This window comes from Klebsiella sp. 1SOBk10mer (genome assembly GCF_046602535.1).
Lineage (GTDB): Bacteria > Pseudomonadota > Gammaproteobacteria > Enterobacterales > Enterobacteriaceae > Klebsiella > Klebsiella quasipneumoniae.
Map to the genome: position 1 here is coordinate 371,174 of NZ_JBKIUP010000002.1, position 23,707 is coordinate 394,880.

Genomic DNA, 23,707 nt, shown 5'->3' on the forward strand with positions numbered 1-23,707 from the left:
TAACTATCCATCTGGTGATTATATCCAGGCGTAACGGGGACGCGTAGTTCTTGTCGCTTTATTGATTTGCATCAGCGAGTTTCGTCCGTTTTTTCGGCACATTCGCACATTAAAATTTGGTGTGACGCTTTTTCACTACATATTCTTTGGGCTTAGGGGTAATAAATGCTGACGTTTATTGAGATCCTGATCGGGATCGTGGTCATTGTGGGCGTCGCCCGCTATATCATCAAAGGCTACTCGGCCACCGGGGTGCTGTTCGTCGGGGGCTTAATCTTATTGATCGTCAGCGCCCTGCTGGGACATAAAGTCTTACCAGGCAATACCGCGGGCACCGGTTACTCCGCCACTGACATTATTGAATACATTAAGATTCTCCTCATGAGCCGTGGCGGCGATCTGGGTATGATGATCATGATGCTGTGCGGCTTCGCCACCTATATGACTCATATTGGCGCCAATGATATGGTGGTGAAATTAGCCTCAAAGCCATTGCGCTATATCAATTCGCCCTATCTGCTGATGATTGCCGCCTACTTTGTCGCCTGCCTGATGTCACTGGCCGTCTCCTCCGCGACCGGCCTCGGCGTGCTGCTGATGGCGACCCTGTTCCCGGTGATGGTAAACGTCGGTATCAGCCGCGGGGCGGCGGCGGCCATCTGCGCCTCGCCGGCGGCGATTATCCTTTCGCCCACCTCGGGCGACGTCGTGCTGGCGGCCAAAGCGGCCGAAATGCCGCTGATCGACTTTGCCTTTAAGACCACGCTGCCGATCTCCATCGCCGCTATCATCTGCATGGCGATCGCCCACTTCTTCTGGCAGCGCTACCTGGATAAAAAAGAGAACATTTCCCACGAAATGCTCGACGTCGACGAGATCACCACCAACGCTCCGGCGCTGTACGCCATCCTGCCGTTTACGCCGATTATTGGCGTGCTGATCTTCGATGGCAAATGGGGACCGGAACTGCACATTATTACCATCCTCGTCGGCTGCATGCTGCTGGCGGCGATCCTCGAATTCCTGCGCGGGTTCAACACCAAAAACGTCTTCAGCGGACTGGAAGTCGCCTACCGCGGGATGGCTGACGCCTTCGCCGGCGTGGTGATGCTGCTGGTCGCCGCCGGCGTTTTTGCTCAGGGATTAAGCACCATCGGCTTCATCAATGGTCTGATCTCCATCGCCACCTCCTTCGGCTCGGCCAGTATTATTCTGATGCTGGTGCTGGTGATCCTGACCATGCTGGCGGCGATGACCACCGGCTCCGGCAATGCCCCGTTCTACGCCTTTGTCGAGATGATCCCCAAGCTGGCGCACTCCTCCGGTATCAATCCGGCCTATCTGTCGATCCCGATGCTGCAGGCTTCAAACCTTGGCCGCACAATATCGCCAGTCTCTGGCGTGGTGGTGGCCGTCGCCGGGATGGCGAAGATTTCCCCGTTCGAAGTGGTCAAACGCACCTCGGTGCCGGTGATGGTTGGCCTGCTGGTGGTGATCGTCGCGACCGAGCTCCTCGTCCCCGGCAGCGCGGTCCACTAATGGTCTAACCACGTGAAAAGGCGCCAGCAGGCGCCTTTTTTATGCTTTAATAACTCCCCGTTATCTTTTGCCATCCACAATCAGGAATAAACATGTTCAGGAAGGAATTCGCCGCGCTTGCCCTTGTGCTTACCGCCACTCAGGCCGGCGCTGAACCGCTCACCGCGACGCGATACGCTGATTTTGACCGCTATGTCCTGGCCCTCTCCTGGCAAACCGGATTCTGTCAGAGCATGTATGACCGTAACCGCAATGAACCGGAAGAGTGTCGCCTGCAGCAGGAAACCGCGAATAAAGCCGATTTTCTGACCGTGCATGGCCTGTGGCCCGGGCTGCCAAAGTCCATTGCCGCGCGCGGAGTGGATGAACGACGCTGGATGCGCTACGGCTGCGCCACGCGCCCGGTGCCCGACATGCCGGAGGTGAAAGCGAACCGCAAATGTCAGGCGGCGGAGACCGGGTTGTCGCTGGAGATGGCCAACAAACTGAATAGCGTGATGCCGGGCGCGGGCGGCACCTCCTGCCTCGAACGTTACGAATACGCCAAACATGGCGTCTGCTTCGGCTTCGATCCCGACAGCTATTTTGGCACCATGGTGCGCCTGAATGGAGAAATTAAGCGCAGCCCGGTGGGCGATTTCCTTGCCAAACACTATGGCCAAACCGTTAGCCGCGCCGACTTCGACGCCGCTGTGGCCCGCGCCTGGGGTCCGCAGAGCGTGAAGGCGTTTAAATTAACCTGTAACGGTAATCCGGCCTATTTGACCGAGATGCAAATCTCGCTCAACGCCGCGACCATCAATGCCCCGCTGGCCACTTCCGCCTTTTTGCCTCAGCCTCACCCAGGTAACTGCGGCGCGCAGTTTATCCTCGATAAGGTTGGCCACTAGCGCGACGCGGCGTGCTGACCAGAAAACGTCGTTCGCCGGGGGTCGTTGCGCGCTGATTGTGCGTTTCATCACTTCAAACTGCCGGCAACTCTCAGTATGATGGGAGAACCTTAACCCTTGCCTTTTTCGGCGAGGGTTTTCTTTTACGGACAGGTTCCTGGATAACATGGAGTATGCAATGACCAGACCCGCAATCATCATTAACGAACTGGATGCCGAACGTATCGACAGGCTGCTGGAGCAGCCAGCTTTCGCCAGCTCGCCGGTTGCCGATGCCCTGAACGACGAGCTCGACCGCGCGCAAATGCTGGCGCCGGAAGCGATGCCGCACGATGTCGTCACCATGAACAGTACGGTTAAATTCCGCGATTTAACCAGCGGCGAAGAGCGCGTGCGGACGCTGGTGTTTCCGTCGCAGGTGACCGACAGCGCCAGCCAGCTCTCGGTCCTCGCGCCGGTGGGCGCCGCTCTGCTCGGCCTCAAGGTCGGCAGCACCATTCACTGGAAGCTGCCGGGCGGGGCGTCAACGCACCTGGAAGTGCTGGCGCTGCTGTACCAGCCGGAAGCCGCTGGCGAATTCCACCGCTAATCTCCGCTGCCTGAGGCGTATCGCGCTTTATTCAGAGGATGTCCACACATCCTCTTTCTGCTGTCTTGCCCCCCGCTAACCTTTTTTTACGCTTTGCGCCTGCCTGACTGACAGTTTTGCGACCTGAATGACACAATATCCGCATATAATATGTTGATATAGACGCAAACGAACAAGGAGGATTGCATATGTATAAGACTATCATTATGCCGGTTGATGTCTTTGAGATGGCGCTGAGCGATAAAGCCGTCCGGCACGCGGAGTTTCTGGCCCAGCAGGACGGGGTGATCCATCTGCTCCACGTATTACCCGGTTCAGCGAGCTTCACCATGAGCCGGTTTACCGCCGACCTTCGGCGTTTTGAGGAGCATCTGCAGCACGAGGCGGAAACCCGCCTGCAGACCATGGTCAGCCATTTCAGCATTGACCCCTCACGTATCAAGCTGCATGTGCGTTTCGGCAGCGTGCGCGATATGGTCAACGAACTGGCCAGTGAAATAAACGCCGACGTGGTGGTGATTGGCTCACGCAATCCCTCCATCAGTACCCACTTGCTGGGATCCAACGCCTCGAGCGTCATCCGTCATGCCCATATCCCGGTGATGGTCGTCAGGTAAGGGTGAGGAAAAAGAGCATAAAAAAAGAGGCTACCCCAGGGTAGCCTCTTGGTTATGCAGGTCTATTGTCTGACTTGTTATGCGGTTTTCGTGCGGATCAGGTAGTCAAAGGCGCTCAGCGACGCTTTCGCCCCCTCCCCTGCCGCGATAATAATCTGCTTGTACGGCACAGTGGTGCAGTCACCGGCGGCGAATACGCCTTTGACGTTGGTTTCGCACTTCGCATCGATGATGATCTCACCCATACGATTACGCTCAACCGCGCCTTCCAGCCAGGTGGTGTTAGGCAGCAGGCCGATCTGCACGAAAATCCCCGCCAGCGCGACATGATGCTCATCGCCGCTCACCCGGTCACGGTACTGCAGACCGGTGACCTTACTGCCGTCGCCTTTCACTTCCGTAGTCTGCGCATTGAGAATGATATCGACATTCTTCAGACTGCGGACTTTATCCTGCAGCACCTGGTCGGCCTTCATCTCCGGTGCGAATTCCAGCAGGGTCACGTGCTCCACGACGCCCGCCAGGTCGATAGCCGCTTCCACGCCGGAGTTACCGCCGCCAATTACCGCCACGCGTTTGCCCTTAAACAGCGGACCGTCGCAGTGTGGGCAGTAGGTTACGCCCTTGGTGCGATACTGATCTTCGCCAGGCACGTTCATATTGCGCCATTTCGCCCCGGTGGCAATGATGACGCTGCGCGCCTTCAGCACCGCGCCGGAGGCGGTTTCGATCTGGTGCAGGCCGCCCTCTGTCGCCGCCGGCGTCAGTTTGGTCGCGCTCTGGGAGTCGATCACATCGACGTTATAGTCGCTAACGTGCGCTTTCAGGGCCCCGGCCAGCTTCTGGCCTTCGGTTTTCGGCACCGAAATGTAGTTTTCGATATCCACGGTATCCAGCACCTGGCCGCCGAAGCGTTCGCCCATCAGGCCGGTACGAATCCCTTTACGCGCAGAGTAAACCGCGGCCGCCGCGCCGGACGGGCCGGAACCGACGATCAGCACATCGTAAGCGTCACGCTGATTCAGCTCTTCCGCTGCGCGTTTTTCCGCACCGGTATCCACTTTGGCGACGATTTCCGTCAGCGTCATCCGTCCCTGACCAAACTCCTGGCCGTTCATGAACACCGCCGGCACGCCCATCACGTTGCGCTCGGTGATCTCATTCTGGAACGTCCCGCCGTCAATCGCCGTATGTTTGATACGCGGGTTGAGCACCGCCATCAGGTTCAGCGCCTGGACTACGTCCGGGCAGTTATGGCAGGAGAGCGAGTAGTAGGTTTCAAACTCAAAGTCGCCATCGATATCGCGGATCTGCTCCAGCAGAGACTGGGCCTCTTTCGACGGATGACCGCCGGTCCACAGCAGCGCCAGCACCAGCGAGGTAAACTCGTGGCCCAGCGGGGAGCCCGCAAAGCGTGGGCCCTGGTCGGAACCTGGGTTAGTAATCAGGAACGATGGCTTGCGTACCGCCAGCGTGTTGTCTTCTTTAAAGGTGACTTTGTCTGACAGTTCAGCAATTTCAGCCAGCAGTTCCCTGATTTCTGCCGATTTAGCGCTGTCATCCAGCGTGGCAATCAGCTCAACAGGCTTAGTCAGCTTCTCAAGATAGGCCTTGAGCTGGGTTTTCATGTTGGTGTCGAGCATTGTTATCTCCTGGGCTTAAAACATCATCATGCAAGCGGCCTTGTCAGGCTGCCTGAATGCGCTTGCATCATGGTGTTGGAATAAAATGGGCGCCAAAGCGCCCTGATAATCTACGCAATTTCCTAAGCATTTCGCGCCAGAGCAAGGCGGCTAGCCTGAGAATCCCCGGGAGCTTACACCTGTAAGTGACCGGGGTGAGCAGGCAACGCCAACGCCGCTATAGCGTGAAAGGCGACGGAAATTTAGATTTTACCGACCAGGTCCAGAGATGGAGCCAGCGTCGCTTCGCCTTCTTTCCATTTCGCCGGGCACACTTCGCCTGGGTGGGAAGCAACATACTGCGCCGCTTTGATTTTACGCAGCAGGTCAGACGCATCACGGCCGATACCTTCAGCGGTAACTTCGATTGCCTGGATGATACCCTGCGGGTCAACCACGAAGGTGGCGCGGTCAGCCAGACCTTCATCTTCACGCATGTTGTCGAAGTTACGGGTCAGGGCGCCAGTCGGGTCGCCAATCATCGCGTATTTGATTTTCGCGATGGTTTCAGAGCTGCTGTGCCACGCTTTGTGGGTGAAGTGGGTATCGGTAGAAACAGAGTAAACGTCTACGCCCAGCTTCTGCAGTTCTTCGTAATGGTCAGCCACGTCGCCCAGTTCGGTCGGGCAGACGAAGGTGAAGTCAGCCGGATAGAAGAAGAAGACGCTCCAGCGGCCTTCGGTGTCTTTCTCGGTGACTTCGATGAATTCACCATTTTTGAATGCCTGGTTTTTGAACGGTTTGATTTTGGTGTTAATTAAGGACATCTATACTTCCTCCGTGTTTTCGTTGAGGTCTAAGTTAACGAATTTTTCCTGACCCGACCAATGCGTTTACATTATCGAATCAATAAGCGTTATCTAACAACCGGAACAAGACAACTTTGTGAACCTGGCGACGCGTTCAGCGCTGTTCGCTGTTTTTCGCATCATTTGCCGCGACAAAAGTAAAAAGGCCACCTTTTCAGGCGGCCCCGTTACCTGAAATACCCGAAGGTAGGTTCAGCGCCAGTCAGACTGGCTATGTGTTGCGCTCTACATTACCTTAATGTAACAGCATCCAGGATTACATCACCCACGCCAGGAAAGGGCAATCCGTCGTTCTGCTGATCCTGCCTATAACTGTAATAGGTTTGGCAATCTTTCTTCCTTTCCTGCTGATTTTACAAGGAATACTCATGTTAAAACGTCTGCTGTTGCTCAGCCTTTTGCCTTTTTGCAGCTATGCGGAAGAACTACCCGCCCCGGTAAAAGCTATTGAAAAACAAGGCATTACTATCATCAAACCCTTTGACGCGCCGGGGGGAATGAAAGGCTGGCTGGGTAAATACCAGGATATGGGCGTCGCCATCTACCTCACGCCAGACGGCAAACATGCCATTTCCGGCTATATGTATGACGAGAACGGCAACAACCTCAGCGAGCAGTTGTTTCAAAAAGAGCTCTACACGCCGGCGGGACAAGAGATGTGGAAGAAGATGGCCAGCGCCCACTGGCTGCAGGATGGCAACAAAGACGCCCCCATCGTGCTATATGTCTTTGCCGATCCCTTCTGCCCTTACTGCAAACAGTTCTGGCAGCAGTCCCGTCCCTGGGTGGACGCCGGTAAAGTGCAGATCCGCACCCTGCTGGTGGGCGTGATCAAGCCGGAGAGCCCGGTCACTGCCGCAGCGATTCTCGCCAGTAAAGATCCGGCGAAAACCTGGCACGATTACGAGCAATCGAACGGCAAAATGGCCCTGACGATATCGAAGGCTATCCCGCCCGAGAAAATGAAAATGCTCAACGTCAATCAGCAGCTGATGGACGATCTGGGGGCCAACGTCACGCCAGCCATTTATTATATGAATAAGGACAATATGCTGCAGCAGGTGGTCGGCCTGCCGGATAAAGAGAAGCTACAAATTATGATGGGTGAAAAGAAATAATCTTATTGTGGAGTGGCGCCAGACAACAACCACCGCTGGCGCCGCTATCGACAATAAGATATATTAAGCAAAGCTTAATATTACTGGCCAAAAATAAATTCACACCACGCATATTAAGCCATTCAACATTCTTATTATGAATATTTCAATTCGCACTGATAATACACAGGACTGCATTAATGGCAAATCTTTACGACCTGAAAAAGTTCGATTTAAACCTATTGGTTATTTTTGAGTGTATATATCAACATTTAAGCATCAGCAAAGCGGCGGCGACGTTATTTATCACCCCGTCGGCGGTGAGTCAGTCATTGCAGCGTCTGCGCCAACAATTAAATGATCCGCTATTTGTTCGGGTCGGGAAAGGCATGACGCCCACCACCGCCTCCGTCAATCTTCATTATCATCTGCAACAAAACCTTGAACAACTGGAAAAAACAATCAATCTCAATAAACGCACCGAACTGCGAAAGCGTATTGTGATATATGGCCCGCCGCTGTTCTGTTCAGTAAACAGCCATTTTATGATTAACCAGCTCTGTCATCAGGCTAATTTACAGATTGAGCACCATAACCTGACCACCACGGAATCGGCGGAGGAGTTGCTGGCGTATCGCCAGGCGGATCTGGTATTCACCCGAATGCCCATCAACAACCGCGCTACTATTTGTCAGCCCTATAAGACGGTGCAGACGCTGGCGTTGTGCCGGAGGGACCATCCGCGGCGTGAGGAACTCACATCGGTTGAAGCGCTGGCGCAGGAGTTTTTTACCCACTACATCACCAACGATCCCGTGATTCAGCGCGTTCAGCAGAGCAGCATGCCGTGGCTGAACCCGAACAATATCGCCTTTCGCAGTGACTCGTTTATGACCATTCTTAATATGATCAGTAAAACCGACTTAATTGGCTTCGTTCCTTCCTATTTATTTGATTTTATTTCACCCACTATGCAGCTTCACGTCATTAATATAGACAATCTCTTCCCGGATATCACAATATACATTAACCACCATCATTCATCTTCGCAGAATCATTTCTTATCTGAATTAATCAGCATTCTAATGGATGATAGAGTAGCATCACAACCACAAATTAATAACAATGGATAACATATCCACTATTTACCCCACATTGTCCGAATAAAAAAACGACCATTAAACTCCCGGCCCTCATCGTTTATACTGACCAAATGGGAATATCTCGTATTAAAGGATTAATGGTCATGTCGTTTATTAAATATCCCTTACCGGAGTCGGTGCTGCAGGCGACGGAGCAGCGGATCCAATGGGTTCTGGATAATTTTTCACGCGTTTGCGTCTCTTTCTCTGGCGGAAAAGACTCCACCGTTATGCTGCATTTAACCGCGCAGGCAGCTCGGTTACAGGGTAAGAAAATCAGCGTACTGTTTATTGACTGGGAAGCACAGTTCTCTTGCACCATCGCCCACTGTGAAAAACTGCGCGCCCTGTATCAGGATGTCATCGACACCTTTTACTGGGTCGCCCTGCCGCTCACTACCCAAAATGCCCTGACGCAGTATAAGCCGCAATGGCAATGCTGGGAGCCCGGAACCCGCTGGGTCCGCCAGCCGCCGCCAGGGGCGATCGCCCACCCGGATTATTTCCCCTTCTACCAACCCGGAATGAGCTTTGAGGCTTTCGTCAGCCATTTTGCCGAGTGGTTTTCCCAGCGGCGGCCCGCCGCCGTGCTGGTGGGCATTCGGGCTGATGAGTCGCTGAATCGCTTTATGACCATCTCTTCCCAGCGCAAACAACGCTTCGCTGACGATAAACCGTGGACCACCTCGGCGCCGGGGGGACACGCCTGGTACATCTACCCGCTCTATGACTGGAAAACCGCCGATATCTGGACCTGGTTTGCCAGAAGCGGCCAGCCCTATAACCCGCTGTACGATCTGATGTATCAGGCCGGGGTGCCGCTGCGCTACATGCGCATCTGCGAACCCTTCGGTCCGGAGCAGCGCCAGGGGCTGTGGCTGTACCATGTGCTGGAGCCGGAACGCTGGGCCGCGATGTGTCAGCGGGTCAGCGGCGCGCACAGCGGCGGCGTCTATGCCGGGCATGACAATCAGTTCTACGGTCACCGAAAAATCGACAAACCCGACCATTTGACATGGAAAAGCTATGCTCTTTTCCTGCTCGACAGCATGCCGGAAACCACCGCCGAGCACTATCGCAATAAAATCGCCGTCTACCTGCGCTGGTATCAGAAAAAAGGGATGGAAGATATTCCCGACACCCAGCCCGGGGACATTGGCACAAAGGATATCCCCTCCTGGCGACGAGTCTGCAAAGTGCTGCTCAATAACGACTACTGGTGCCGTCAGCTCTCGTTCAGTCCGACCAAAAGCAGTCACTATCAGCGCTACCGAAAACGTATGGAAAAACATCGTCAACAATGGGGGATATTATGCAACAACAACTAACGCAGGCGCTGGACGCTTTCCTGCAAACGCTGGATGATGAAGCGCGCATCGAGGCTATCAACGCGTTTCGCCATGTGCTCCACCAGCGCAGCCCCTTCCGCTCCCAGCCGGTTGACTGCGTGCTGTGGGTCAAACAGGAGCAAGTCGCCCCCAATGACTACAATCCGAACAACGTGGCGCCGCCGGAAAAACGTCTGCTGCAGACCTCGCTGGAAGCCGATGGCTTTACCCAGCCGGTGGTGGTCATCCGCCAGGGTCCGCAGGCGTATACCATTGTCGATGGTTTTCACCGTCATGAACTGGCCTGCAGCAAAGCGTCATTGAAAAATGCCCTGCATGGCTATCTGCCGGTGACCTGTCTGCCGAATGAAACCGCCTCCCGCGATGGGCTGATGGCGGCAACCATACGCCACAACCGGGCGCGGGGACGTCACCAAATCCACGCCATGTCGGAGATTGTGCGCGAGCTGACCCGGCTCGGCTGGACACCGCAAAAGATCGGCAAAGAGTTGGGGATGGATGCCGATGAGGTACTGCGTCTGAAGCAAATCAGCGGCCTGACGGAAATGTTCGCCGGCCGCCAGTTCTCTCAGGCATGGACCATTAAATAACTATAGCTGGCACAAACGCGCCGCCGCGGCCAGCAGGGTCTCCGGTTGTTTAGCGAAGCACAAACGGATCAGCTTGTGCGGGAACGGGTCAGCGCAGAAGACGGAGAGCGGGATCGCCGCCACCCCAACCTCTGTCGTCAGCCAGCGGCAGAAGCTCACGTCGTCAAGATCGGAGAGGGCGCTGTAGTCCGCCAGCAGGAAGTAGGTGCCCTCACAGGGCAGGAGTTCCAGCCGGCTGGGGCGCAGCGCCTCAATAAACAGATCGCGGCGTTCACGATAAAACGCCGGCAGCTCGAGATAGTGCTCTGGCGCCTCGCGCAGCATATCGGCGATCGCCAGCTGCGCCGGGGTATTCACCGAGAAGGTCAGATACTGATGAACCTTACGCAACTCCGCGCTGATGGCCGCCGGGGCCACGCAGTAGCCAACCTTCCAGCCGGTCATATGAAAGGTTTTGCCAAACGAAGAGACTGCCACCGCCCGCTCGCGCAGCTGCGGATGCGCCAGCACGCTGGCGTGGCCGTCTTCGGCAAAGTTGATATGCTCATAGACCTCGTCGCTGAGAACATAGATCTCACGTTCGGCTATCGCCTGCCACAGGGCGGCAAAATCCTCGCGTTGCCAGACCGTGGCCGAGGGGTTGTGCGGGGTATTGAGGATCACCAGCCGGGTTTTGTCGCTCAGCTTCGCGGCAAACTGCTGCCAGTCGACGCGAAAATGCGGCGGCTGGAGCGCAATACGGTGTAATTCGCCGCCGGCCAGCGCCACCGCGGGGGCATAGCTGTCGTAGCTGGGATCGAAACAGACCACCTCATCCCCACGGCGCACCAGGGCGGTGATCGCCGCGTACAGGGCCTCCGTCGCCCCGGCGGTGACCGTGATATCGCTGTTGACGTCGGGTCGATATCCATACAGCTCCGCCGTCTTGTCAGCGATCGCCTCGCGCAGCGCCGGCACGCCGGTCATCGGGGCATACTGGTTCGCCCCCTGCGCCACGTGGTACGCCAGACGCTCCTGAAGATAGCGCGGGCCGTCAAAATCGGGAAAGCCCTGAGACAGGTTGATGGCCTGATGCTGCTGGGCCAGGGCGCTCATCTGGGTAAAAATGGTGGTGCCGAGCGCCGGGAGTTTACTCTCTGGAATCAACGGGTTATTGCTCATTCTTGTTTTACCGATTGTAATGCTGTTGTTGAAGCCACTATAACACGATGTTAATATTTGGCAATCAAGACGCTTAGACGTCTAAATGCTAATGTTATTCCACGCTACGCCCACTCTGGAGAAACCATGATCCGCGCCATCGTGACCGACATCGAAGGCACTACCAGCGATATCCGCTTCGTGCATAACGTGCTGTTCCCCTACGCCCGCGAACGACTGGCCGGCTTTGTGACCGCTCAACAGCACGCTGAGCCGGTGAGAACGATTCTCGACAACTTGCGCCGAGAGACAGACTCCCCCGCCGCCAGCACCGCCGACCTGATTGCTACCCTCTTCGCCTTTATGGACGAAGACCGTAAATCCACTGCGCTGAAGGCACTCCAGGGGATCATCTGGCGCGATGGCTACCTCAACGGCGACTTTACCGGCCATCTCTACCCGGACGTGCTGCCGGCGCTGGAGAAGTGGAAAGCACAGGGCATTGATTTGTATGTATATTCTTCTGGCTCCGTGGCAGCGCAGAAATTGTTATTTGGCTACAGCGATGAAGGTGATATTACTCATCTGTTTACGGGCTATTTCGATACCCTGGTAGGCGCTAAACGCGAAGCGCAGTCCTACCGCAACATTGCTGAACACCTGGGCCACGCCCCCGGGGCCATCCTGTTCCTGTCGGATATCCATCAGGAACTCGACGCTGCCGAAGCCGCGGGGTTGCGCACTGTCCAGTTGGTACGCGGCGATCGCGACCCGGCAAGCCGCCACCCTCAGGTTCAGCGTTTTGACGACATTCATCCGGAGCAGATCCCAGCATGAGCGCATTAACCCTATTTTCTGTGACCGATCCGCAAACGCCGGTCTGGCACAGCACCGACGCCAAAGCGATTCAGGAGCAGCTTAACGCCAAAGGCGTCCGTTTCGAACGCTGGCAGGCCGACCGCGACCTCGGCGCAGACCCCAGCGCAGAAACGGTGATTGCCGCCTATCAGCATGCGATTGACAAACTGGTCGCCGAAAAGGGCTATCAGAGCTGGGACGTCATCAGCCTGCGCGCCGATAACCCGCAGAAAGAGGCGCTGCGGGAAAAATTCCTGAATGAGCACACCCATGGCGAAGACGAGGTCAGGTTTTTTGTCGAGGGCGCCGGTCTGTTCTGCCTGCACATTGGCGACGAGGTGTTCCAGGTGCTGTGCGAAAAGAACGATCTGATTTCGGTTCCTGCCCACACTCCGCACTGGTTTGATATGGGATCAGAACCGAACTTCACCGCCATTCGCATTTTTGATAACCCGGAAGGCTGGATCGCCCAGTTTACCGGCGACGATATCGCCAGCGCCTACCCACGGCTGGCGTAACGTCGTCCTGTCATCCATTACCGCCTGGTCAGGAGCCTTAAACTGCCTGGACCGCGCTTTCCCGGAGGCGGCGCATACTGCGCCTTCTCCGGGCTACCCGCCCCGCCGCCGGCGATCCTCCCACGCTTAAACCGCAATAAACTTCGGCGGGTCAAAGGCGGTGATCGGCGGCAGTTCCTCTCGCCACGGGACGATTTCCACCCAACAACTCTGGGCGCTACAGCCCTGCCCCAGGCGCGAACTGCCGCGATCCGCGGTTAACACGTTGGGATTACCGTGCTTATCGAGGGTTCCTTTTTCATTCGGATCCAGAGGGTCATACCAGGCGCCGGTGGACATCTGTACCACCCCCGGCAAAATCTGTTCACTCAAATGCACGCCCGCCAGAATCGCCCCGCGGTCGTTATACACCTTCACCACGCTGCCTTCGCGGATGTCTCTTGCCTGCGCGTCCCGCGGATGCATCCACAGCGGCTCGCGTCCCTGAATTTTCGTCGCCCGACTGACGCTGCCGTGGTCGTACTGGCTGTGCGGGCGGGCGCGTGGCTGACTGGAGAGCAGATGAAGCGGCCAGCGCGCCGCCTCCAGTCGTTGCCGGGCAGCCTCTTCCTCATCCCACCAGGGATGGCCAGGGCATTCGCGATAGCCAAACCCGGCGACGGTAGAGGAAAAGAGTTCAATCTTGCCGGAGGGCGTGGAAAGCGGATAGCGCTGCGGATCGGCGCGAAAATCGGCGAGAAAGACCTGCGGCCGCTCCGGCGCACTGTATTCCAGCACCCCTTGCTGCCAGAAATCCTCGAACGAGGGCAGCGCAATGCCCTCCTCCTGCGCCCGCGGCCTTGACTCCTCATAGAGATGGCGCAGCCACTGCCCGGCGTCCCGCCCCTCGCTGAACAGTTCTCCGAAGCCCAGCCGCCCGGCAAGATCGCGGAAAATAGCGTAATCATCACGCGCCTCGCCCACCGGCGGGATCTGCGCGCTCATGGCAATCATAAATCCGTCATGACCGCCGCTGCCGATATCCTCTCGCTCCAGCGAGGTGGTAGCCGGCAGAACGATGTCAGAGAATTTGGCCTGCGCGGTCCAGTACTGCTCATGCACCACCACCGTCTCCGGACGGCGCCAGGCCTCGCACAGTCGGTTAATATCCTGGTGATGGTGAAACGCATTGCCTCCCGCCCAGTAGACCAGACGGATGTCGGGATAATGCAGCAGCTGACCGTCGAACTCATAGGCTTCTCCCGGGTGCAGCAGCATATCGGACAGCCGCGCCACCGGGATAACGCTGTCCACCGCATTTTCGCCGGCGGGCAAGCGCGGGCCGGAAAACGCTTTTCGCACCGCCCCCGCCAGGTTGGTACAGGCATAGCCAAACCCGAGGCCGCCGCCCGGCGTGCCGATCTGTCCCAGCAGCGCGGTCAGGGCCACCGTCGCCCAGTAGGCCTGCTCCCCCTGACGGGCGCGCTGGATGGACCAGGAGATATTCACCATCGTCCGGTGGCGGGCCATCTCCCGCGCCAGCTCGGCGATGCGCTGGGCGTCAAGGCCGGTAATTGCCGCCGCCCACGCCGGTGTTTTCGCTATGCCGTCATGCTCGCCCAACAGATACGCGCGGTAAGGGGCAAACCCGACGGTATGGCTGGCGATAAACGCCTGGTCGTAGAGGGACTCAGCGATCAGCACATAGCTCAGCGCCAGCAGCAGTGCGGTATCGGTGCCCGGCCGAATGGCCAGCCACTCGGCGTCGGGCACCGCGCTGAGGTCATTGCGCACCGGACTGATATTAATAAACCGCGTGCCGTTGGCCTGCATCTTATCCAGCCAGTACGGCAACATATGGTCATTGGCGCCGCCGCCGTTGACCTGGGCATTGCGCAGCGGCAGGCCGCCAATCGCGACAAACAGCTGACACTCCCGCGCCAGCTCGGAAAAATGGGTATGCTGACGATGCAGCGGGCTCAGCGGCCCAAGGATATGCGGCAGAATACGCTCGCCCGCGGCGCTGCTATAGGTATTGGTGCTGGCGGTATACCCGCCAAAGCCCTTAAGAAAACGGTGCAGCTGGCTCTGCGCATGGTGAAAGCGCCCGGCGCTGGCCCAGCCGTAGGAGCCGCCGTAAATCGCCTCATTGCCGCAGCGCGCCTTGACCGAGCGCAGCTCGCGAGCCACCAGGTCCAGGGCCACCTCCCAGCTGACTTCGACAAAGGGCTCCTTGCCTCGCCCTTCTCGTGACGCCGGCCCGTGCTGCAGATAGCCGGCGCGTACCGCCGGGCGACGAATGCGCGTTTGGCTGGTCACCGCGTCGGGGAGCGACTGACCGATGCGTGAAGGGTTTTTATCCCAGGGCACCGGCTTAACCGCCACGATCTCGCCCTCGCGGCTCTCCACCTGCCAGGTTCCCCAGTGCATCACCGTATAATTATGCTGTTTCTTCATAGCGCCCGCGTTCTTCTCAGCCTAAGGTTCGTTAAAATAAAGCGGGGAAATGCGGTAATATTGCTTACCCGGCCAGACATTGCGCTGCTAAAAAAAGCTTTAGCCCGCGCAATCTTCTCTTTTTCTCTGTAGATGCCGTATTTCCCATACACTCATAATAAACAGAAAATTGTCTTTATCTGCTAAATAAACACGGAATAAGCCAAAAATAAAACCACAAAATAAAAAGGCCTATCCGCCATCATGAAATATTTTCAGGTTCTTCATGACAAAATAAACTTTTTCTCTGGCGTTTCCGCGATATAACATTGCCGGCATAACTTAGACTTATTTTGTATTTGAGGTGGCGAGGTGCTTCTTGTCATGCTACCGGTCCGCAACCACCTTCATCACAGGATCATAATAACAATGTCGCAGAAGAGAAAATTATTGCCTGCCGCGCTGGGACTGCTTTCCCTTGCCTCGCTGAGCGTCACTGCCGCTGATACCCTCTCCTTACAGGGAAAAACCATTGGCGTTGCCGTAGTAGGCACCCAGCATTTCTGGGATCGCGAAGCTTTTAAAGGCGCGACAGAGGAAGTGGAGAAACTGGGAGGCAAAGTCATTGGCGTCGATGGCGGCCGGGATAATCAGGTTCATGCCAATAATCACGATATTTTACTGTCACGCAAGGTGGATGCGGTAATTAGTATTCTCGGCGACAGCGCCGTCGAACCCAAATTTAAAGCATTGCGTGATGCTGGTATCCCGGTATTCACCGTGGATCATGTTTCACAATATTCGGTCAATAATACCACCTCCGATAACTACACTCTGGGCTCCACCATCGGTCGCTACATGGCGGACGAATTAGGCGGTAAAGGTAATGTGGCCGTATTTAACGCGTTCTCCAGCGCGCTGCGTATTTGCGGAATTCGTTACGATCAGTGGAAATATGTCCTTAAGGATTACCCGGATATTCATATTATCCAGCCCGAGCTCGCGGAACAGTTCGCCAACTCGCCGGAAGACGCGCGGAAGAAAACCCTCGAATTACTCAGCCAGTATCCGAAAGGCAAACTGGATGCCATCCATGTCGCCTGCTGGGATCAACCGGCCATCGGTATCGTCCAGGCGCTGGAAGAGACCGGCCGTGATAAGGACGTGAAAGTGACGGCCATCGACGCCGGTCCGGAAACGCTGGAGATCATGGCGGAGCCCGGCAGTCCCTTCGTGGCTAACGTCGCGCAGCAGCCGCATCTGATCGGCCAGACCTCCGCCGACAACGTGGCCCGCTACTTTGCCGGTCAGAAACTGCCGGTGCAAACCTTTATCCCGGTGATACCGGTGAAAGGTCCGCAGGAAGCGAAAGCGGTGTATAAACAGTTGGGATACGGCGAACTGCAGTGATAAATCAACACCCTGGCGGGGAGCGCCCCGCCGCGGGTCTGGTCATGGACCAGATCGGCAAACGTTTTGCCAGCGTAATGGCGCTTAATGCGGTTACCCTGCGCCTCAATCCGGGGGAGATTCATGGCCTGATTGGCGAGAACGGCGCCGGTAAATCGACGCTGATCAAGATCCTCGCCGGCGTTTATCAGGCCGACAGCGGCAGCGCGACCCTCGACGGTCGCCCGCTACCCCTCGGCAACCCGGCAGCCATCGAAGCCGCCGGCATCCGCGTTATCCACCAGGAGCTCAACCTGATCCCGCACTTTACCGTCGCGGAATCGGTGTTTCTGGGCCAGGAGTATCGCACCCGCTGGGGGGCGCTGGATCGCCGACGGATGAAGGCCGCCACGGCGCAATTTTTCCAGCAAAACTGGCAGTTGGCGATCGACCCCGAACGTCTGGTGCGAGACCTGAGCCTGGCCGAGCGCAAGCTGGTGCAGATTGCCCGCGCGCTGATCGACGGCGCGGCGCGGCTGGTGGTGTTCGACGAGCCCACCGCCCCCCTCGAGGCCCAGGAGGCCAGTCTGGTCACCTCCGCCATCCTGCGCCTGCGCGACCAGGGCATTGCCATTCTGTATATTTCCCACTATCTCAATGAGATAGCCAGCCTCTGCGACCGTGGCACTGTGCTGCGCAACGGGGAAGTGGTCGGTTATCCCGACCGCGACCTGCTGCAGAATACCGAGGCGCTGATCGCCATGATGGTCGGCCGGGAAATCGACCAGCTGTATACTCCGCGCCAGCGCCCGGCGGCAGACAACGGGGAGGCTCCGCTGCTCTCGGTGCGCCAGCTGAGCGACGGACGGCAGCTGCAGGATCTCTCTTTTGATATTCACCCGGGGGAGATCGTCGGCGTCGCCGGCCTGCTCGGCGCCGGGCGCGATGTGCTGGTGGACTTACTCTACGGCTTGCGTCCGGCGGAGCGCGGCACTATCCATCTCGACGGCCTGCCGCGACGAATCCGTACGCCAAAGCAGGCGATCCGCGCCGGAATGGCGCTGGTCCCGCGCGACCGCCGCCATCAGGGGCTGATCCTGTCCTTCACCACCGCCGACAATATTAATCTCGCCTCGCTGCCGGAGACCGCCACCTTTGGCTGGGAGCGGCGGGGGATCGCCGAGAGGAAAGCGCGCGACTGGATAGAACAGCTGGCGATCCGCCCGGGTCGCCCGGCGCTGCCGGTACGCTACATGAGCGGCGGCAACCAGCAAAAAGCGATCCTCGCCCGCTGGCTCGGCACCGATGCCCGGCTGTTTATTCTCGATGAACCCACCCTCGGGGTTGATATCGGCGCCCGCCGCGATATTTATCAACGTACGCGCCAGCTGGCCGATAAAGGGCGGGCGGTGCTGGTCTCCTCCAGCGACGCCATCGAACTGCTCGGACTATGCGACCGGATCCTCGTCCTCTGGCGCGGTGCGCTGGCGGCGAATCTGCCCACCCGCGGGCTGACCCTCGACGCCCTGCTGGTGGCGATCAACGGCGGACAGGAGCCTTCACCATGAATACCGCTATCCAGCGTCGCGGCCGTCCGGGCCTGGCGACGCTTGTTGAAAAATTCCCCCTGATCCTGTTTCTGGCGCTGCTGGTGTGGCTGAGCGTGCAGTCGCCCTACTTCCTCAGCTGGCAAAATATCAGCCTGATGCTGGTCCAGAGCGTTCCGCTGGCGATCCTCTGTTTCGGCCTGGTCTGCGTCATCGCCGTTGGCGGAGATGACGTGGTCTCCGGCGGCATCGACCTCTCCCTGCCGGCGACGGCGGTGCTCGGCGTCGCGCTGCTGAGCCTCGGGCTGGCCGAATGGCAGACGCCGTATCTCCTGCTGCTGGCGCTGCTGGCGGCGGTTTGCCTGCTCTGCGGGGCGATCAACGGCTTCCTGGTGCTGGCGGCCGGCCTGCCGCCGCTGCTGGCTACCCTCTCGACCTCCGTGGCGTTTACCGGCCTGACGGACCTGCTGACCGGCCAGCGGCGCATCGCGGTCAGCGATCCGCTGATGGTCGCCTTTCGCGATAACAGCCTCCTCGGCCTGCCCTGGCCGCTGGTCTATCTGCTGGGGGTATTTATCCTGTTCCAGTTCCTGCTCCATCACTCCCGCTTCGGTCAGCATGTACAGGCGGTGGGCGGCAATCGCGATATGGCGCAGATGAGCGGCCTGAACGTGCGCCGCTTAACCCTGCAGGTCTGGCTGTTAGCCGGCATCGCCGCCGGGTTGGCTATTCTGCCGCTGCTCAGCCAGGGCTCCGGCAGCTCCAGCGGAACGGCCACGCCGCTGCTGCTGGAAACCGTGCTCGCGACCTTTATCGGCGCCGCCTTCTCCCGCCGTCGGGTGGTCACCATCTGGGGCGCGCTGCTGGGGGCGATTCTGGTTAACGCCCTCTCTAACGGGCTCGGCCTGCTGGGGGTCAATATCTTCTGGATGGGCGCCATTAAAGGCGGCCTGATCCTGGTGGTACTGGCGGCCTCGGCGGTCAGACACAAAGGAGGCGAGGCATGAGCCAAATCACCCTGAAAACTCCAGCTCCTGCGGAACAGACGGCCAGCAGCCCGCTGGCCTGGCTGTCGCGGGCCGGATTCGGCATCATCACCCTGCTGGCCATCGCCCTGTTCGGCTGGGCGAATCCAGTATTTTTAACCGTGGATAACTGGGCCAACCTGCTGCAGGGCAGCGCGATCCTGCTGATTGTGGCGATGGCGATGACCCTGATTGTCAGCGCCGGGGCGATTGACCTGTCGGTGGGCGTCGCGCTCGATTTCGGCGCCGCCTTCGCCCTCGTCGCCCTGAAAACCTGGCATCTGCCGTGGCAGGCGGCGGTGGGCTGCGCCCTACTCGGCGGGGTGCTGATTGGCCTGCTCAATGCCTTTCTGATCCTTATCTGCCGGATCCGCCCCTTCCTCGCCACCCTCGGCACCTGGTTTATCGCCAGCAGCGCCGAACGTATCTATACCGATGGCGGCGGCGCGATAGCCTATCGGCGGATGGCTCCTGAGTATCACGACCTGGCGGTGGGTAACCTTGGCGGGATCCCCACGCCGGTAGCGATCGTGCTGGCGCTGTGGCTGGCGGCCTGGCTGGTCACCGAGCGCACCCTGTGGGGCAAATATATCCGCGCCATCGGTCAGAACAGCGAAGCGGCGCGCATCGCCGGGATCCGCGATCGCCTGACCATGCTCGGCGTGCTGGTGGCCGCCTCAGCCCTCTGCGCCGTCGGCGGGGTGATCCTCTCCGCCAACCTGCGGCAATTTACCCCGCTGGCCGGGCAGTCTTACCTGATGGACGCCATTGCGGCGGTGTTTATCGGTACCGCCTTTAACCGTCTGGGCCGGGTTAGCATCGCCGGCACCCTCGGCGGCGTGCTGTTCCTCGCCATTATTGATAATGGTCTGAACCTGATGGGCCTCAATTATCTGGTGAAGGACGCGCTGGTCGGCGTGATTCTGGTGGTGGCCCTCGCCCTATCCTTCTGGCAGGCGCGTCTGCGCCAAACGCATCGCTAAACGGGAGAACGATGGCAACCTTTGACGCCGTATTTGTCGGCCTGACTATTCTGGATATCGCCGGGCGCCCGGTGGTGGCGATCCCACCGCGCGGTGGCGTCGCTTTTATTGAGCAAATTCGCCTCAACCCCGCCGGCACCGCCGCGGGGGCTAATATTAACGCCGCGAAGCTCGGGATCCGCACCGCGGCGGTGGCCTGCCTGGGCGAAGATGAAAAGGCCGACTTTATCCTCGCCAGCTATGCCCGGCTGGGCATTGACTGCTCGCTTATCCAGCGCACCGCGCTGAAGGAGACCTCGGCGACGATCCTGCCGATTCGCCCCAACGGCGAACGTCCGGCCCTGCACTGCCGGGGCGCGTCTGACGCCCTGTTCGTCAGTGAAGCGGAATTTGACGCCGTCCTTGACTGTCGCTTCCTGCATCACGGCGGGAGCGGACTGCTGGCGGCAATGGACCAGGGACAGAGCGCACGGCTGCTGCAGGCGGCCAAAGCGCGTGGAGTCACCACCAGCTTTGACCTTATCGCGCCGAATGAACACACCCTGGAACTGCTGCGGCCCCTGCTGCCGTCGGTGGATTATTTTATGCCTTCGCTGGAGGAAGCCGCCTTTCTCTCCGGGGAGACGCAGCCGGAGGCCATCGCCCGCTTTTTCTTCGCGCTGGGTGTGGGCACCTGCATTCTGAAAGACGGCGAGAACGGCTCCTGGCTTATCGGCCGCGATGGCGCGCTGGAGCATATTGCGCCGTGGCCCGTCGAGGCGGTGGATACCACCGGCTGCGGCGACAGCTACTGCGGCGGGTTTATTGCCGCGCTGGCGCGCGGGCTCAGCGTGAAAGCGGCGTGCGACGTCGCCTCGGCGGTGGCCGCGCTGGTGGCGACCGGGATGGGATCGGATGCCGGAGTGGTAGACTGGGAACAGACCCAGGCTTTTATGGCGGCCCATCGCCCCTGACGTTGGACCCACGCCGCTGCAGGACGCGGCGGCGCAAGCGGCTTAACGCCACTGGTACAGCAGCGGCTCCCCGGCGACATAGCGCTGAAGATCGGCGGCAATCATCGCCGTGTGTTTGGCGATACTCTCCCGGGTGGCCCCGGCGATATGCGGCGTGATAATCACGTTATCGAACTCGGTGACAAAAGGGTGATCGCGCCACAGCGGTTCGCGATGATACACGTCCAGCGCCGCGCCGCCCAACGGGCCGTGACGCAGAGCCTCAATCAGCGCCGCTTCGTCGACCACCGCCGCGCGGGAGGTATTGATCAGCAGCGCGCCGGGCTTCATGCTGTTTAACAGCGCCGCATTCACCAGCCCGTCGCTGTGCGGCCCGCTGCTCAGATGCAGGCTGACGATATCCGCCTCTCGGAACAGCGCCTCCAGGGTGGTTTTCTGTAGCCCTGGCTCATTGATATCCTCTGCGGCGACGAACGGATCCACCACCCGCACCGCCATGCCGAACGCCCGGGCGATACGCGCCACCCGGCGGCCAATGTTGCCATACCCCACCAGGCCCAGCGTTTTATTGCGCAGTTCACTGCCCTTAAACACTTCATAGGGGCTTTCCGGACTCACGTCCCAGACCACATCCCGGCGCAGCCCCTGCTGGGTGGCGGCGGCGGCATTGTCAGCCTGCGTGAATTCCCCCCGCTTCAGCGCCGCATGGGATTGCGGAATATGGCGCGCCAGGCTGAGCATCAGGCCAAGCGTCAGCTCCGCGGCGGCATCGGCATTGCGCCCCGGGGTGTAGAGTACCCGGATGCCGCGCGCCTGCGCGGCCTGGGTATCAATATTCACCGGATTCGCGCGGGTACAGGCGATCACCTGCAGGCGCGGACAGGCGGCCATCACCGCATCCGTCACCTCATCATAGCTGGTCACCAGCACCTCAGCGTCGTGGGCCAGCTCAATCAGCTGACCGGCGCTGAGTTTCGGTTTGCCCAGCGCCCACCCCTCCACCAGCAGCTCACCCAGCTGGTGGAAGGCGCTAAGGTCGCCAGCATGCTCGGCGGTAAAAACGATTTTCATGGTTGTACTTCCTGAGAAAGACGTTGAAGAGCGGCCTGCCTGGCCTGCCATACCGGCAGCATCTGCTCACGCAGCAGGCGGTAAACGGGATACAGCGCCGCGTAGCGGGCATGCGCCTGAGGGCGCGGCTGATAGCGGGTCTGCGCCAGCGGAGGCGTCTCGGCCAGCGCCGCGACGCTGCGGGCCGCCAGAATCGCCGCGCCGCGCGCGCTCAGTTCGTTAAAGGCGCTGGAGACCACCGTACGCCCGGTACAGTCGGCGATAATCTGCAGCCAGGTCGCCGAGGCTGCGCCGCCGCCGGTCAGATACAGCTCGCCGCCCTGCGGATAACCCTGTAGCGCATCGACAATGGCGAAGGCCAGGCCTTCAAACACCGCGCGCTGCAGTTCGGCGCGGGTGGTGTGCGGGCTAATGCCGAAAAAGCCGGCCCGCGCGTCCGGGCTGTAAAACGGCGCGCGTTCGCCATTGAGGTACGGCTGCCAGAAGACGCCGCCGCTGCCTGGCTCCACCTCCGCGATCGCCTGCTCCAGCCGATCCAGATCGGCGTCCAGCGAAATATGCTGCTGCAGCCAGTCAATGTTTGGCGTACCGGCCTGCATCGGAAACAGCGAGATCACCTGCCCGGCTTCGGTATGGGTGACAAAGCGCGTCGCCTCGTTCACCGTCTGCGGGCCGCGGCAGACGATCCCGGTGCAGCAGGTAGTGCCGAGGATCGTGTAGATATCCCCTTCGTTGACCGCGCCGCAGCCCAGCGCGGCGCTACAGACATCCAGCGCCCCGGCGGCCACCGGCGTCGCGGCGGGCAGCCCGGTCAGCGCCGCCACCGCATCGCTCAGCGTGCCGGCCGGAGCATCCGGGGCCAGCAGCGGGGGAAACAGCGGCAGCAGTTCGTTCAGCCCCATCTCATTCATCACCACCGAGGACCAGCTGACGGTCTGCTGATTGAGTAACGAGCTGCTGGCGTCCGTCAGCTCCAGCGCCGCCACGCCGGTCAGGCGAAAGCGGATCCAGTCCTTGGCGAAAAACAGATAGCGCGCGGCCGCCAGCCGCTCCGGCTGATAGTGTTTCAGCCAGTACAGCTGCAGGCTGGTATTGCAGGGCTGCAGGTGGGTGCCGGTATCGGCGAAATAGCGGCGGTCGAAGCCGGGTCGGCGCAGCAGGTCGCTCATCAGCTCGTGGCTGCGGGTATCGCTCCACAGGATCCCCGGGCCCACCGGTTCGCCCTGCTCATCGCTGAGCCAGACCCCCTCCCCTTGCCCGGCGAGGCCGATGGCCCGCAGCCGCCCCGCCTGCAGCGCCGGGTGGCGGGCAATCTGGCGCAGAATAGCCAGCACCGAATGCCACAGCTGGGTCATATCCTGTTCCGCGTAGCCATTGGCCGACAGGCGGGGTAAAGTGTTTTCCGCGGCGCTGGCGCAGGCGGTGAAATGCTGATCAAACAGCACCGCTTTCACCCGCGAGGTGCCGATATCGATCCCAAGATAAAAATCCATACCTGCTCCGG

21 protein-coding genes are annotated in these 23,707 nt (G+C 59.2%); 15 read left to right on the forward strand and 6 right to left on the reverse strand.

The window, feature by feature from the left end; all coding sequences use genetic code 11:
• Positions 1-165 precede the first annotated feature (165 nt).
• From dcuC to uspG, 4 genes are all read left to right on the forward strand, one after another.
• Entirely contained in the window at positions 166-1,539 is a 1,374-nt protein-coding gene (gene dcuC / locus ACLH1I_RS07565; RefSeq protein WP_151628510.1) for an anaerobic C4-dicarboxylate transporter DcuC, read from the forward strand.
• Positions 1,540-1,631: 92 nt separating this feature from the next.
• Positions 1,632-2,429 carry a ribonuclease I gene (gene rna, locus ACLH1I_RS07570; protein WP_004885850.1) on the forward strand — a complete coding sequence of 266 codons (798 nt, stop codon included), beginning with the start codon at positions 1,632-1,634 and terminating at the stop codon, positions 2,427-2,429.
• A 178-nt stretch (positions 2,430-2,607) separates the two neighbouring features.
• On the forward strand, positions 2,608-3,018 hold the full coding sequence (gene rnk / locus ACLH1I_RS07575) for a nucleoside diphosphate kinase regulator (RefSeq protein WP_151628509.1): 411 nt from the start codon (positions 2,608-2,610) through the stop codon (positions 3,016-3,018).
• Positions 3,019-3,206: 188 nt separating this feature from the next.
• Complete coding sequence (gene uspG, locus ACLH1I_RS07580; protein WP_002894401.1) at positions 3,207-3,635, forward strand: universal stress protein UspG; 429 nt, start codon at positions 3,207-3,209, stop codon at positions 3,633-3,635.
• 77 nt (positions 3,636-3,712) lie between these two features.
• Here uspG and ahpF read toward each other — a convergent pair whose 3' ends face one another.
• A complete protein-coding gene (ahpF, locus tag ACLH1I_RS07585; RefSeq protein WP_017899084.1) occupies positions 3,713-5,278 on the reverse strand; it encodes an alkyl hydroperoxide reductase subunit F in 1,566 nt (521 codons plus the stop codon).
• 242 nt (positions 5,279-5,520) lie between these two features.
• The gene (gene ahpC, locus ACLH1I_RS07590; protein WP_002894394.1) at positions 5,521-6,084 is read right to left on the reverse strand and encodes an alkyl hydroperoxide reductase subunit C; all 564 of its coding nucleotides are present in this window, start codon (positions 6,082-6,084) and stop codon (positions 5,521-5,523) included.
• 410 nt (positions 6,085-6,494) lie between these two features.
• On the opposite strand from ahpC, the gene dsbG reads away from it, so the two are divergent.
• The 4 genes from dsbG to ACLH1I_RS07610 all read left to right on the forward strand — a co-directional run bounded on the left by dsbG (position 6,495) and on the right by ACLH1I_RS07610 (position 10,304).
• Positions 6,495-7,244, forward strand: a complete 750-nt coding sequence (gene dsbG / locus ACLH1I_RS07595; protein WP_198079563.1) for a thiol:disulfide interchange protein DsbG — start codon at positions 6,495-6,497, stop codon at positions 7,242-7,244.
• Between the two features lie 179 nt (positions 7,245-7,423).
• Positions 7,424-8,356 carry a DNA-binding transcriptional repressor CitR gene (gene citR, locus ACLH1I_RS07600; protein ID WP_004885842.1) on the forward strand — a complete coding sequence of 311 codons (933 nt, stop codon included), beginning with the start codon at positions 7,424-7,426 and terminating at the stop codon, positions 8,354-8,356.
• 113 nt (positions 8,357-8,469) lie between these two features.
• Positions 8,470-9,693: a phosphoadenosine phosphosulfate reductase gene (locus ACLH1I_RS07605; protein ID WP_017899082.1), complete on the forward strand. Its 1,224-nt coding sequence runs from the start codon at positions 8,470-8,472 to the stop codon at positions 9,691-9,693.
• Positions 9,678-10,304, forward strand: coding sequence for an IbrB-like domain-containing protein (locus ACLH1I_RS07610; RefSeq protein WP_004885834.1), 627 nt, complete (start codon positions 9,678-9,680; stop codon positions 10,302-10,304). Before ACLH1I_RS07605 ends, ACLH1I_RS07610 begins: the two co-directional genes overlap by 16 nt.
• On the opposite strand, the gene ACLH1I_RS07615 is transcribed toward ACLH1I_RS07610, so the two are convergent.
• Positions 10,305-11,450, reverse strand: coding sequence for a pyridoxal phosphate-dependent aminotransferase (locus ACLH1I_RS07615; protein WP_192796516.1), 1,146 nt, complete (start codon positions 11,448-11,450; stop codon positions 10,305-10,307). It lies immediately after the preceding gene.
• 141 nt (positions 11,451-11,591) lie between these two features.
• On the opposite strand from ACLH1I_RS07615, the gene mtnC reads away from it, so the two are divergent.
• Together mtnC and ACLH1I_RS07625 are read left to right on the forward strand one after the other, a co-directional pair.
• Positions 11,592-12,281 carry an acireductone synthase gene (gene mtnC, locus ACLH1I_RS07620; protein ID WP_151628507.1) on the forward strand — a complete coding sequence of 230 codons (690 nt, stop codon included), beginning with the start codon at positions 11,592-11,594 and terminating at the stop codon, positions 12,279-12,281.
• Positions 12,278-12,820 (forward strand): 1,2-dihydroxy-3-keto-5-methylthiopentene dioxygenase, encoded by a 543-nt coding sequence (locus ACLH1I_RS07625; RefSeq protein WP_004885825.1) that lies wholly within the window; start codon positions 12,278-12,280, stop codon positions 12,818-12,820. Before mtnC ends, ACLH1I_RS07625 begins: the two co-directional genes overlap by 4 nt.
• A gap of 126 nt (positions 12,821-12,946) precedes the next feature.
• Here ACLH1I_RS07625 and ACLH1I_RS07630 read toward each other — a convergent pair whose 3' ends face one another.
• Entirely contained in the window at positions 12,947-15,256 is a 2,310-nt protein-coding gene (locus ACLH1I_RS07630) for a molybdopterin-dependent oxidoreductase (RefSeq protein WP_198079562.1), read from the reverse strand.
• A 408-nt stretch (positions 15,257-15,664) separates the two neighbouring features.
• Here ACLH1I_RS07630 and ACLH1I_RS07635 point away from each other — a divergent pair, with 408 nt between their 5' ends.
• The 5 genes from ACLH1I_RS07635 to ACLH1I_RS07655 are packed head-to-tail and all read left to right on the forward strand — an operon-like array spanning position 15,665 to position 21,132.
• Entirely contained in the window at positions 15,665-16,645 is a 981-nt protein-coding gene (locus tag ACLH1I_RS07635) for a sugar ABC transporter substrate-binding protein (protein WP_004885820.1), read from the forward strand.
• A gap of 44 nt (positions 16,646-16,689) precedes the next feature.
• Positions 16,690-18,192 (forward strand): sugar ABC transporter ATP-binding protein, encoded by a 1,503-nt coding sequence (locus tag ACLH1I_RS07640; protein WP_170921477.1) that lies wholly within the window; start codon positions 16,690-16,692, stop codon positions 18,190-18,192.
• Entirely contained in the window at positions 18,189-19,178 is a 990-nt protein-coding gene (locus ACLH1I_RS07645) for an ABC transporter permease (RefSeq protein WP_049115721.1), read from the forward strand. The genes ACLH1I_RS07640 and ACLH1I_RS07645 overlap by 4 nt, the downstream gene beginning before the upstream one ends.
• Positions 19,175-20,179 (forward strand): ABC transporter permease, encoded by a 1,005-nt coding sequence (locus ACLH1I_RS07650; protein ID WP_017899077.1) that lies wholly within the window; start codon positions 19,175-19,177, stop codon positions 20,177-20,179. Before ACLH1I_RS07645 ends, ACLH1I_RS07650 begins: the two co-directional genes overlap by 4 nt.
• An 11-nt stretch (positions 20,180-20,190) precedes the next feature.
• Positions 20,191-21,132: a carbohydrate kinase family protein gene (locus tag ACLH1I_RS07655; RefSeq protein ID WP_064178066.1), complete on the forward strand. Its 942-nt coding sequence runs from the start codon at positions 20,191-20,193 to the stop codon at positions 21,130-21,132.
• A 42-nt stretch (positions 21,133-21,174) separates the two neighbouring features.
• Here the strand turns inward: ACLH1I_RS07655 and ACLH1I_RS07660 are convergent, their stop codons facing one another.
• Positions 21,175-22,203: a 2-hydroxyacid dehydrogenase gene (locus tag ACLH1I_RS07660; RefSeq protein WP_004885809.1), complete on the reverse strand. Its 1,029-nt coding sequence runs from the start codon at positions 22,201-22,203 to the stop codon at positions 21,175-21,177.
• Entirely contained in the window at positions 22,200-23,696 is a 1,497-nt protein-coding gene (locus ACLH1I_RS07665; RefSeq protein ID WP_151628505.1) for an FGGY-family carbohydrate kinase, read from the reverse strand. The genes ACLH1I_RS07660 and ACLH1I_RS07665 overlap by 4 nt, the downstream gene beginning before the upstream one ends.
• Between the last annotated feature and the right edge of the window lie 11 nt (positions 23,697-23,707).